Raw genomic sequence first — 11,021 nt, 5'->3', positions numbered from 1 at the left:
AGAACGGTGGGTAACAAGCGTTGCATCGCCAATAGCCGGCGGGTTCCCTGCCGGCTTTGTTTTCCATTGACGTTGCCGCCTAATGGTCTTTGATAGGAACAAAGACAGGCAGAAATGGAATCAGTATCATGGCGGTCAATACTCAAGCCCAAACAGTGACATGGACCTACGTCGATGGCGACTGGTACGAAGGAAATGTGCCTCTGATCGGTCCGCGAAGCCATGCGATGTGGCTGGCCTCGACAGTCTTCGATGGCGGTCGCTGGTTCGAAGGCGTTTCGCCCGATCTCGACAAGCACGCAGCCCGGGTCAACACGTCGGCAATCGCCTTGGGGTTGATGCCGACCATGAGCACCGAGGAAATCATCGGCCTCGCCAAGGATGGCCTGAAGAAATTCGACGGCAACACCGCCGTCTATATCCGGCCGATGTACTGGGGCGAGCATGGCGGTTATATGGGCGTCCCCGCCGATCCGGATTCCACCCGGTTTTGCCTTTGCCTCTATGAAGCGCCGATGATCGAGCCCAGCGGCTTTTCGCTCAGCGTCTCGCCATTCCGTCGCCCGACATTCGAGACGATGCCGACCAACGCCAAGGCGGGCTGTCTTTACCCGAACAATGCAAGGGCGATCCTTGAGGCCCGTTCGCGCGGTTTCGATAACGCATTGGTGCTGGATATGCTCGGCAATGTCGCCGAGACCGGCACGTCCAACATTTTCATGGTCAAGGACGGGCATATTTTCACGCCGGCGCCAAACGGTACATTCCTCTCCGGCATCACCCGTTCGCGCACGATCGATGTGCTTGCCGATTATGGTTTCCGCACCACGCAAACGACATTGAGCGTGCAGGATTTCCTCAATGCCGACGAGATTTTCTCGACCGGGAACCATTCGAAGGTCGTTCCCGTTATCCGTATCGAAGACCGCGATCTTCAGCCGGGTCCGATCGCAAAAAAAGCCCGGGAGCTTTATTGGGAGTACGCACACTCCACGCCGAAAATTTAACCCTCGAACCGGTCAGATCGGAAATATTGATCCGTTTCGCATTGCTCCTGAAGAAATACGGACCTATGTAACGAACGCAGGTTTTGTCAGGATTGGCGACCATCCCATTCCGGGGCCCCTCCCGGGCAGCCAATCCGGTCACAATTGAATCGAAGAGGAGACTTCCATGGCTTTCGAATTGCCCGCACTGCCGTATGATTACGATGCGCTCGCACCCTATATGTCGCGCGAAACGCTCGAATATCACCACGACAAGCACCACAAGGCTTACGTTGACAACGGCAACAAACTGGCTGCCGAAGCCGGTCTTGAGAATCTTTCGCTCGAAGAGATCGTCAAGCAGTCCTACGGCAAGAATGCCGGACTCTTCAACAATGCCGGCCAGCATTACAACCATCTGCATTTCTGGCATTGGCTGAAGAAGGGCGGCGGCGGCAAAAAGCTTCCGGGCGCACTCGAAAATGCTGTCGAATCCGATCTCGGCGGCTATGACAAGTTCCGCACCGATTTCATCGCCGCCGGCACCACGCAGTTCGGCTCCGGCTGGGCCTGGCTCTCCGTCAAGAACGGCAAGCTCGAAATCTCCAAGACACCGAACGGCGAGAACCCGCTGGTTCATGGCGCAACGCCAATCCTCGGCGTGGACGTCTGGGAACATTCCTATTACATCGATTATCGCAATGCCCGCCCGAAATACCTGGAAGCGTTCGTCGACAATCTGATCAACTGGGAATACGTCGAAGAACTCTACGGCAAGGCCAAGTAAATCACGTAAGGGCCCCGCTTCGGCGGGGCTTTTTTTTGGGTTCATCAATTATTCGCATGCGGGCCGTCGTTGCCGCTTTTCCATCGAAGGTTGCCGTATAGATTCGCATTTGTCGCAGCCACACTCAATCAGACAATCGGCAAAATCTGCATTCGATGACGCGCTGTGGTACGTGAGCATCTGAGCGCAGGAAAGCGCCGTCCGCAGCCCGCCTTGGCGAATTTTGGTCAGGCTCTCAAAGTGAATAGCGGATTTTAACCGAGGTTCCCTTGCCGGGCGTCGAACTTATTTCGAGGCTTCCTGCCATTGTCTTCATGAGTTCAACGCAGTTGGTGAGGCCGAGACCGACATGGCTGCCCGCCTTGGTTGAGAAGAATGGCTCTTTTACCTTGGCTAGGAGCTCTTGGCTCATCCCCGAACCATTGTCGCTGACGGTCAGGTAAAGTTGCGAACGTCGCAGAAAGCGTTCTTGCACAATGCCCTTGATCGAAATGACAGGATCCGTTCGCCCTGCAACAGCGTTGATCGCATTGCGCACGAGTTCATCGATCAGCAGATGGAATTGCGAAGCAGGCACCTGAACCCCGTGCGCCTCTTCCGTATCCACTTGCAACGGATGTTCACAATTTTTGACAATATCGCCAATGATCGCCTCAAGCGAAGCGCGTTTCGACTGGTGTCTTGCATGGCCGATGATCATCAACCCTTCATTGATCGAATCCAGCTCGACGATTGTTCGCATGGCCGCGTCCCTCATCTCTGGCGGTGGGGGTACGGGACTGTTCAGATAGCCGAGAAAGAGACGCAAGGCGGCGATGCGCGTGCGTGTCATATGGGCGAAAAGCAGCGAGAAGGATTTTATGTGCTGGTCCTTCTCGCGCGACGCTTTGTTGTACTGATGTATGGCGATAACACTCAGCAGCAATGCCGAGAAAGCCGCGAACAGGCGTAGTCGATTAATGGCCGCGTCGTTCGCGATCTGTGCTTCGAGAGCTAGTCCTTGGCTTGAATTTACCGTCGTACTGGACAAGCGCACGAGATAGCGTTCGGCGGAGGCGACGGATTGAAGCGCCTTCCCAAAATCCCCGCTGCCAGCGGCCACGGGCAGAAGCAAATTATCTATCCCGTAGATTACGCCGTCGAGCGCCATCTGGTTGCCCGTTCCAAGAAACGACTCGACATAGTCCAGATGCGATAGCAATGAAAGATTGAACCGCAACAGGCGGACGGACATCGCAAGTTGAGGTACGTTTTCTCCGGTTTGCCGTGCAAGTTCCAGAGCACCTGCGATCCGCGCTATATGTTCCCGGGATTGCCAGATGCGCGAGCGGATTTCCAATGCCTGACTCGTAACAAGTTCCGACTTTTGCCTATAAGTTTCGGTTCGGACCAACGACCATAAGCTCAAGGCAAGCGACAGAATCAGTCCAGCGTAGAGCATCAACGGCAATAGTGCGCGAAACCAAAGCTTCATTATGCGGGTCGTATCGCCACGACAAACCAGACCCATATCGACTTACGCCCGATCACATAGGAAGGGGGCAAATCCTTGAGGGGCCAAATCAGATAAAGGGGCCCTCCGTCCTCTACGGACAGCGGCCGGTAAGTTTGGTCCGCCGAACAAAGCCCGCTTACTCTATCAGCATCCACACATTGCTGTTCGAGAGCAAGAATGGGCGCATAGGCATCGATCTCGACAGCGGTCACCCGAGCAAGAAAATCATTGTAGGCTTGCACCTCAAATTCATTTGCACCGGAAATATTGTTCTTGGCCAGGATATCTTTGAGCATAGGACCACGGAAACTGATGACCTTCTGTCCACTCCAAGGCGTTGCAGTAACTCGTTCATGCAAGGTGAATTCGTCTCGCAACTGATCGATCGTATAGACCAACTCTGTCGTGCCAGTTCCCCGCCCGATTGTCAGAGTTTCGGGATCCGGCGCCTGAGCCTTGGCAGCAGCACTAAAAAGGGACACCACGAGTATGGGCCAGATGGCAACAGAATTCCTGGACCATCGGAAGGGCAAGTTATTTTGTCGAAAAATACTCGTGCGAATAGATTGCAAAAAAAATAGCATAACAGTACAACTCTTAAATTGTTGGTTATAAGAATATTTGTTTTGGTATTATAATTATTTGGACCCAATATCGCGGGTTTATAAATTGCACCCTCATCCATCAAGATTTATGCACAATTGAGAAATTCATTCAATGAGAAAATAGCCCCGTTAACCCTTCAACGAGCTGCTTAAAAAGCCTAGGAATACAAGCCTATACCTATTTAAGTTCTCTATATATAACGCAATTTATATTTATGTAAGTTTGCAATGATATTGAATTTATGGTGCGTACCAAGATCGCTATCGACAGCGTTCGAAAAAATGATGGAACAGCGAGGTGATTTCCTGGTTAAAGGCGAACCATATTTCAATGCCTATTTGAAGGAGACTGGGAAGCAATCCAGATCTCACACAGAATTCTCTTCGATAACTGCATTCTTAGTATGCCAGAGTACCATCAAGAAAGTATTCATCAAAGAAATGGCCCATCATGTCACCGGCTATGTTGGCGACGAGCTTTTTGACCAGGGCGAGAATACGTTTCTGATAAGGGACCCGCGACTTTCGATCCCTTCACTATATACGATGCTGAACGACTACACGGAGAAAGACGCCGGGTTTTACAGTCAGCTGGAGCTTTTCGAAAAGATCAGAACAAAGACTGGGCGGGTTCCCGTCGTCATGGATGGCGAAGCTCTCAGGCAAGACCCGCGAACAGTCGTCACTGCCTATTTCGAAGCGCTTGGCCTCGACCCGATGCTTCACGCGTTGAACTGGCAGACAGGCGGTCGAAAGGATTGGACCGGACGTGAGGAATGGCATCAGGCCGCGGGTAACAGCACGGGTTTCATACCGAATGCCGAACAAATCGATCTGGATCGCTATCCCTTAGGTGTTCGTCAGACCATCGAGCGCTGCTTACCGATCTACAATTACTTGCGTAGCTTCGCGGTTCACGGAGGTGGCTAAATCGAATCCGGTAGTTGTCCCAGCTTGAGGAGCTTGGCCTTGGCTCGCTTGTAGTATCGCTCCGCAGAGGCCGCGTCGATATTGAGATGCTCGCCAAGCTGATCGTAGATCGCCTTGCGGCTGATATTTGCCGGCCTTTGCATCATCCACTGGACAAGTTCCTGTTCCCTCGGAGAGAGCACCGTGTGGTAGACTTCCGGTGACATGCTGGTTTCGTGCATCAAGCCAACGCAACATCCATGATCTGCTATCGTCTGCAGAATCGCTGTCATGGTGCCGGGCTTGAGGCTGTTTTTGGCAATGTAGCCAGCTACGCCGATAGTCCGGACCTCTTCCCACTCCTGTGCACTCTCGGCACCGGTTATAACGATGTGTATGGCAGCAGGCGTCCGCTCAACAATAGTGCTTATGGTCTTCAGACGGTCCATCCCGGACTGCGGATCGTAACCTGGCAGCCCGGGATCAATGAGAATAAGTGCAAACTGATTGGCCTCGATCAGCTCCAGCGCTGTGGCGATCGTTGCGGCGGCGTGGACGACACAGGCAGGAATCGCTGCTTGCAATTCATGCACAAGTGCGAGGCGCATCAAATGCTGGTCTTCGACGATCAATACGTCTTGTAACGAATGCTTTGTTGTCAAAAAAAAAACTTTCAAAATAAGTGCGTTAATTCAAAGTACTTTTTATAGCCCGATTCGGCTTCGTGCAAATAGGGACAGCGCCGTCACTTTCGTCGCGAGACATGTCGTGCGAAAGGGTACCGATTGCGATTGACTTATTGTTAACCATCACGTAGCAGGGCATTCATCCTGACGACTCGATATGAAACACACTATTTAAAACTATCACTACTGTAATATCAAAGTGTAAAAGCCCGATAACCGGAGCACATCAAGGTATATTTGGACGCGAAAGCGTCGCACAGAGTTTATTTCGTTAATTTTATTGGAACCATTCATATGGGAATCGATCTATTATTCAACAGTGTGAATTCAATTCACTGTCCTGATTTGTCTCCTGGCCATGGGGACAGCGCTGTCACTTTCGCCCGCCAGCGATTCGCGTCAAGACGCCGGGATGAAAGCAAACCCCATTTTTCAAGCGCCGCGAGCATCGACGCCCCCTGCCACTAACGACAACTCCACGGAGGCCAGGATGGAAAAGATTCTATTGATGATCGCCATTGATTATCATGAACAGGCTCGGGCTGAAGTCGCGCGGCTTGTTCTTTCATGCACCAAACTCAAGGCAGCAGGCGTCGATTGCGAGCTGATCGAGAAACGTCTCGTTACCGCCAGGGAAGTCGAACGACGCATCAGGGATGAAATACTGCGCTGCCCCACAGAATATATTGAGAATGCTGCCGCCAAGGTCGTGCATCTACGCCAGACCTTTACGCAGGACCATGCGACAAGCGAGGCGGGTGGGCGCTAGTTCTCCCATGACTATCCAGGCGGCAATTGTCGCTTGTTGCAGCAAGTGGCCCCGTCATTGGCGGGGCCGCTTTGCGTTCATCGCTTCGAAAAACGCGTGACCAATCCATTTCGGCGTCGGAGACAATGACCGACATTGGATCGTTTTTTCCCCTGCCCCATTTGAGAAACGTTTCAGAAACGAAACACCACAGGCGGGAAATAGCGCTGAAACATCCGCATTGGATAAAGAGGCAGGTGGACCGATTCTACACCTGCGCGTTGCAGTCCTCCTCTTCTGTTACCCACCAAAGGAAACCCAAGGATATGAAAACGTCTCTTTACTCAGCTCTCGGCCTTGCCATAGCGCTCGCCGTCTCCGCACCGGTACTTGCCACGAGTGCAAGCGCTGCTGAACCGATTCATCACAGGCACCACCGCGTCCACCATCATCATCATGTCGTGCATCACCCGAAGCATCATGCATGGCACAAGCACCACGGAAAGCGTGTCTACAAGCACGTATAGGACAGAACATAAAACACATGTGCCGGTTATCACTTGAATGATGACCGGCATCCTTCTGCCCCGCGCTTTCACGCATTGGGACAACCAGTTCTCAAAAGTGATCGCCCCTTTTTGATCCCCGCCCCATTGCTGACCGTTATTCATCCAAGGTTCAGAGAATTGGACTTATGTCTAATATCTCAGGGACGTTTAAGCGTTGAAAGCCTTCGGCCGACGCCGGGCTTTCACTGGAGGTACAATGAGAAAGTTGATTTCAGCTCTAAGCGCGGTTCTGGTGTCGATGGGGACACTTGTACCAGTCGAAACGGCCAGCGCCGCGCCTATGACGGTTCAGCAGCCAGTCGAGATCTCGAAGGCTGCCCCGAACCCAAATGTCGAAACCGTCCGCCATCGTGATCGGTGGGAGCGCCGGCATCATCGCCGCTGGGACCGCAGGCACTACGGTTGGGAACGCAGGCATCATCGCCGTTGGGATCGCAGGTACTATGGTGACCGGTATTACCGCCGCCCCTACTACCGGGATCGCCCATACTATCGTACCTGGGATGACCCTTACCGGTATCGCAGAAGCGGTATCTATCTACAGTTCTGACATCATGACCAGCCCCGGCGTCAAACGCCGGGGCTTTTTGCTTTAGGGGCTGTTGAGATTCTCGCTCTGACTGTGACGAAAATGGTGGGTTTCGAGCACCGGAGCGCAGCGTACTTTAAGGTGCGTGAGCACCGGAGCGCAGAAAAACGCCATTTGCAGGCCGTCAGAGCGTGAATACCAACAGGCCCTAACTTGCTGACAAACGAAAATGTGATCGCAATTGCCCCGTGCTTTTCGCAATGTATAATCTAGAGTGCCCACCGGAAGCCCTTGAAGCCACAATACTTTAGCCACAAGAGTCGGAGACACCCCATGAACAGACTGATTTTGCTTGCTGTGGCGCCTTTGCTTGCCATCGCACTTGTCGCACCGGCAAACGCCGATGCGCTCGCTGACCGCCAGGCGCTCATGAAGGATCAGGGCAAGACTGTCGGCAGCATCACACCGATCATCAAAGGCGAAAAGCCGTTCGACGCCGATGCGGTAAAGGCCGCGCTGGTACACCTGAACGAGGATGCGCAGAAGATCGATGTGGCGACGCTGTTCCCGGCAGGTTCGGACCAGGGCAAGACCACCGTTTCGCCGAAGATCTGGGAAGACAATGCCGGCTTTGTCGCCGCCGTAGCGAAATACCAGAAAGACGCGGCCGCGGCAGCCGAAGCCAACCCGACGGACCTCGATAGCTTCAAGGTCGTCTTCAACCAGGTAGCTGAAAATTGCGCTTCCTGCCACAAGGCGTTCCGCATCAAGAAAGACTAGGTTAAAGGATGATGCGCAAGCTCGCATTGCTCATCATCATTCTGGCGCTGATTGGCGGGGCCGGGTTCTGGCTGCTCTCTGCGCCCTCCCATGTCGATCCGGCAAAGCTTGCCGCGGCAGCTCCGGGTGATCCGCAACGCGGCATGAGCATCTTCTGGCAAGGAGGCTGTGCCTCCTGCCATGCAGCCCCGGGTGCCAAAGGCGATGCACGGCTGGTGCTGGCGGGCGGTGTCAACCTCGTCACGCCATTCGGCACCTTCGTGACGCCAAACATTTCCCCATCGAAGCAAGGCATCGGCGACTGGTCCTTCGCCAATCTCGCCAATGCGATGATGGAAGGCGTCTCGCCGGATGGCAGGCATTTTTATCCGGCCTTCCCCTATACGTCCTATGCGCGCATGCAGGTGCAGGACATCGCCGATCTCTACGCTTTCCTGAAGACCTTGCCCCCGTCCGACAATGTTGCCGGGCCGCACAAGCTCGGTTTCCCCTTCAACATCCGGCGCGGCATTGGCCTGTGGAAGCGGCTTTTTCTTTCGCCGCAGCCGGTCCTCACGCTGGCCAATGCCACCGATGTGATCAAGCGCGGTCAATATCTGGTGGAAGGCCCGGGCCATTGCGGCGAATGCCATACCCCCCGCGATGTCATTGGCGGGCCGGACAACACGCAGTGGCTGGCGGGCGCCAAGGCGCCGGAGGGCAAGGGCGTCATCCCGAACATCACCGGCGGCGAAGGTGGCATCGATTCCTGGTCCGAAAAGGACATTTCCTATGCGCTGGAGAGCGGCTTCACGCCGGATTTCGACTCGCTCGGCGGCTCGATGACGGATGTGGTCCTCAATATGGCCCATCTCGAGCCTGCGGATCGTGACGCGATCGCCGCCTATCTCAAGGCTGTGCCCGTGCATCCGAACGGCTTTCCGGCGGCGAAGTGATTTCGCCGCCTACGCCAAAACAGGCATGATTTTCCCCATCCCCGCGATTGTTCGCACGTTCTGACGTCGCTGACGTCGATCCTTTGCGCCATCCTTTCCGGCAAGACCAACTTATGGAAAGGATGCCTCGCATGATCAATCGCAGACAGACTCTCGCTTTGCTCGGTGCTGCCGCCGCTGCAACCACGCTGCCCTTCGCAGCGCATGGAGCTTCGGAACCGCCAAAGACACTCCGCATCGGCTGGCAGAAAAATGGTGTCCTGGCGCTGGCCAAGGGCAATGGTGCACTCGAAAAGCGTTTTGAACAACGCGGCATCAGTGTCAGCTGGTCGGAATTCTCTTCCGGGCCCCCGCTCCTCGAGGCACTCGGCGCCGGGGCTATCGATTTCGGTCCGACAGGTGATGTGCCGCCGCTTTTCGCGCAGGCGGCGGGCGGAAATCTGGTCTATGCCGGAACCTATCGGGGCCCACCGGCGGGTTCGGCTATTCTCGTCCACAAGGATTCGCCATTGCAGTCCATAGCCGATCTCAAGGGCAAGCGCGTCGCCTTCAAACGTGGTTCGAGCGCCCACAATTTCACGGTCAAGGCTTTGCGGACGGCCGGGCTGGCCGTGACTGACATCGTTGCATCCGACCTTTCCCCTCCCGATGCGGCCGCCGCCTTCACTGCAGGGCAGATCGACGCCTGGACAATCTGGGATCCCTATTTTGCCGTAGCCGAGAAACGCCCGGAAGCGCGGGTGCTGGCAACCGGGAAAGGCATCGTCGAGTCCTGGTCGTTCTTCCTCAGCAATGGCGAGTTTGCCGCTGCGCATGGCGATGTTCTGGCGGATGTCCTCGATGAACTGGCGCTTGTCGGCCGGTCAGCGCAAGACAATCTCGACGAAACAGTCCGGATCCTTGCGAAGATAACCGGCGTGCCGGAGGATATCCAGAAGGTTGTCCTGACGCGCGAGGGAGCGGATCTTGGCAAGGTGGCGGGTGTTACGCCGGAAGCCATTGCCTATCAGCAGGCGTTGGCCGATGAGTTCTTCGACCTCAAGATCGTGCCGAAGAAGCTCAATGTCAGCGATATCGTATGGCGGGCCAAGCAGGCATGAGGAGTTTCCTGATTTGAAATAACCAGCCGGGCGCAGCTTCCATTGCGCCCGGCTTTATCTCATGATGGCGGCAACGACACGATGCACTATCAGAAACGCGCTCCCGGCTCAGATGAAGATCGCCACATTCAACGTAAACGGCATCAACGGCCGGCTCGCCTTGCTCTTGCGATGGCTTGCGGAAGCCCAGCCGGACGTCGTGTGCTTGCAGGAGCTCAAGGCGCCTCAGAAGAAATTTCCGGAGCGCGCGATAAACGCCGCGGGATATGACGCAATCTGGCACGGACAGAAGAGCTGGAACGGCGTTGCCATTCTTGCCAGGGGCACTGAGCCTATCGAGACCACACGCGACCTCCCCGGGGATCCGGACGATAGCCATAGCCGCTACATTGAAGCGGCCGTGAATGGTGTCCTGATCGGATGCATGTATGTTCCGAACGGAAATCCGGCGCCGGGCCCGAAATTCGATTACAAGCTGCGCTGGTACGACCGCCTTTCGCAACGCGCTCAGGAACTGCTTGCGACAGGCGCGCCCGTTGTGCTTGCCGGCGACTACAACGTCATGCCGACCGATCTGGATGTCTACAAGCCGGAGCGCTGGATCGACGACGCGCTTTTCCGCCCCGAGGTCAGGCAGGCCTTCGCGACACTTGTTGCGCAAGGGTGGACCGATGCCATTCGCCACCTGCATCCCGACGAGAAGATCTACACGTTCTGGGACTATTTCAGAAACGCCTGGGGCCGCAATGCCGGCCTGCGCCTCGACCACTTCCTGCTCAGTCCATCGATCGCCGATCGATTGAGCAGCGCCGATGTCGATCGTCACGTCAGAGGCTGGGACCACGCAAGCGACCATGCTCCCGCCTGGATCGTTCTCGACTGACCGCCGATC

General features: G+C 55.2%; 13 protein-coding genes. 10 read left to right on the top strand and 3 right to left on the bottom strand.

The features are described 5' to 3' along the window. Window positions 1-128: 128 nt before the first annotated feature. Both C7476_RS27505 and C7476_RS27500 read left to right on the top strand, forming a co-directional pair. Window positions 129-1,007, top strand: a complete 879-nt coding sequence (locus C7476_RS27505; protein ID WP_114433095.1) for a branched-chain amino acid aminotransferase — start codon at window positions 129-131, stop codon at window positions 1,005-1,007. A gap of 166 nt (window positions 1,008-1,173) precedes the next feature. Next, on the top strand, window positions 1,174-1,773 hold the full coding sequence (locus tag C7476_RS27500) for a superoxide dismutase (protein WP_114433094.1): 600 nt from the start codon (window positions 1,174-1,176) through the stop codon (window positions 1,771-1,773). Window positions 1,774-2,008: 235 nt separating this feature from the next. Here C7476_RS27500 and C7476_RS27495 read toward each other — a convergent pair whose 3' ends face one another. Continuing rightward, entirely contained in the window at window positions 2,009-3,247 is a 1,239-nt protein-coding gene (locus C7476_RS27495) for an ATP-binding protein (RefSeq protein ID WP_181872646.1), read from the bottom strand. Next, window positions 3,247-3,753 (bottom strand): hypothetical protein, encoded by a 507-nt coding sequence (locus C7476_RS27490; RefSeq protein ID WP_114433092.1) that lies wholly within the window; start codon window positions 3,751-3,753, stop codon window positions 3,247-3,249. The genes C7476_RS27495 and C7476_RS27490 overlap by 1 nt, the downstream gene beginning before the upstream one ends. Before the next feature lie 348 nt (window positions 3,754-4,101). Between C7476_RS27490 and C7476_RS27485 the strand changes: the two genes are divergently transcribed. After that, the gene (locus C7476_RS27485) at window positions 4,102-4,803 is read left to right on the top strand and encodes a sulfotransferase-like domain-containing protein (protein ID WP_281032749.1); all 702 of its coding nucleotides are present in this window, start codon (window positions 4,102-4,104) and stop codon (window positions 4,801-4,803) included. Here C7476_RS27485 and C7476_RS27480 read toward each other — a convergent pair. Continuing rightward, a complete protein-coding gene (locus C7476_RS27480; RefSeq protein WP_114433090.1) occupies window positions 4,800-5,444 on the bottom strand; it encodes a response regulator in 645 nt (214 codons plus the stop codon). The genes C7476_RS27485 and C7476_RS27480 overlap by 4 nt on opposite strands. Window positions 5,445-5,958: 514 nt before the next feature. On the opposite strand from C7476_RS27480, the gene C7476_RS27475 reads away from it, so the two are divergent. From C7476_RS27475 to C7476_RS27445, 7 genes are all read left to right on the top strand, one after another. Further along, window positions 5,959-6,237, top strand: coding sequence for a hypothetical protein (locus tag C7476_RS27475; RefSeq protein ID WP_114433089.1), 279 nt, complete (start codon window positions 5,959-5,961; stop codon window positions 6,235-6,237). A 305-nt stretch (window positions 6,238-6,542) separates the two neighbouring features. Continuing rightward, a complete protein-coding gene (locus C7476_RS27995; protein ID WP_147274760.1) occupies window positions 6,543-6,743 on the top strand; it encodes a hypothetical protein in 201 nt (66 codons plus the stop codon). A gap of 238 nt (window positions 6,744-6,981) precedes the next feature. Then, on the top strand, window positions 6,982-7,335 hold the full coding sequence (locus C7476_RS27465; RefSeq protein ID WP_114433087.1) for a hypothetical protein: 354 nt from the start codon (window positions 6,982-6,984) through the stop codon (window positions 7,333-7,335). A 312-nt stretch (window positions 7,336-7,647) separates the two neighbouring features. Next, a complete protein-coding gene (locus tag C7476_RS27460; protein WP_114433086.1) occupies window positions 7,648-8,094 on the top strand; it encodes a c-type cytochrome in 447 nt (148 codons plus the stop codon). An 8-nt stretch (window positions 8,095-8,102) separates the two neighbouring features. Beyond that, entirely contained in the window at window positions 8,103-9,029 is a 927-nt protein-coding gene (locus tag C7476_RS27455) for a cytochrome c (protein ID WP_114433085.1), read from the top strand. Window positions 9,030-9,160: 131 nt separating this feature from the next. Beyond that, entirely contained in the window at window positions 9,161-10,129 is a 969-nt protein-coding gene (locus C7476_RS27450) for an aliphatic sulfonate ABC transporter substrate-binding protein (protein WP_114433084.1), read from the top strand. 112 nt (window positions 10,130-10,241) lie between these two features. Continuing rightward, window positions 10,242-11,012 carry an exodeoxyribonuclease III gene (locus C7476_RS27445; protein ID WP_181872645.1) on the top strand — a complete coding sequence of 257 codons (771 nt, stop codon included), beginning with the start codon at window positions 10,242-10,244 and terminating at the stop codon, window positions 11,010-11,012. Window positions 11,013-11,021: the final 9 nt, after the last annotated feature.

The sequence above is a fragment of the Phyllobacterium bourgognense genome, from assembly GCF_003337575.1.
GTDB classification, from domain to species: Bacteria; Pseudomonadota; Alphaproteobacteria; order Rhizobiales; family Rhizobiaceae; genus Phyllobacterium; species Phyllobacterium bourgognense.
This window is presented reverse-complemented; position numbering and strand designations above follow the sequence as displayed.

Bases quoted from the DNA above. Each gene is read 5' to 3' on its own strand.
- C7476_RS27495 (WP_181872646.1), bottom strand. From the start codon at position 3,247: ATGAAGCTTTGGTTTCGCGCACTATTGCCGTTGATGCTCTACGCTGGA.
- C7476_RS27485 (WP_281032749.1), top strand. From the start codon at position 4,102: ATGATATTGAATTTATGGTGCGTACCAAGATCGCTATCGACAGCGTTC.
- C7476_RS27995 (WP_147274760.1), top strand. From the start codon at position 6,543: ATGAAAACGTCTCTTTACTCAGCTCTCGGCCTTGCCATAGCGCTCGCC.
- C7476_RS27505 (WP_114433095.1), top strand. From the start codon at position 129: ATGGCGGTCAATACTCAAGCCCAAACAGTGACATGGACCTACGTCGAT.
- C7476_RS27475 (WP_114433089.1), top strand. From the start codon at position 5,959: ATGGAAAAGATTCTATTGATGATCGCCATTGATTATCATGAACAGGCT.
- C7476_RS27455 (WP_114433085.1), top strand. From the start codon at position 8,103: ATGATGCGCAAGCTCGCATTGCTCATCATCATTCTGGCGCTGATTGGC.
- C7476_RS27450 (WP_114433084.1), top strand. From the start codon at position 9,161: ATGATCAATCGCAGACAGACTCTCGCTTTGCTCGGTGCTGCCGCCGCT.
- C7476_RS27500 (WP_114433094.1), top strand. From the start codon at position 1,174: ATGGCTTTCGAATTGCCCGCACTGCCGTATGATTACGATGCGCTCGCA.
- C7476_RS27465 (WP_114433087.1), top strand. From the start codon at position 6,982: ATGAGAAAGTTGATTTCAGCTCTAAGCGCGGTTCTGGTGTCGATGGGG.
- C7476_RS27460 (WP_114433086.1), top strand. From the start codon at position 7,648: ATGAACAGACTGATTTTGCTTGCTGTGGCGCCTTTGCTTGCCATCGCA.
- C7476_RS27445 (WP_181872645.1), top strand. From the start codon at position 10,242: ATGAAGATCGCCACATTCAACGTAAACGGCATCAACGGCCGGCTCGCC.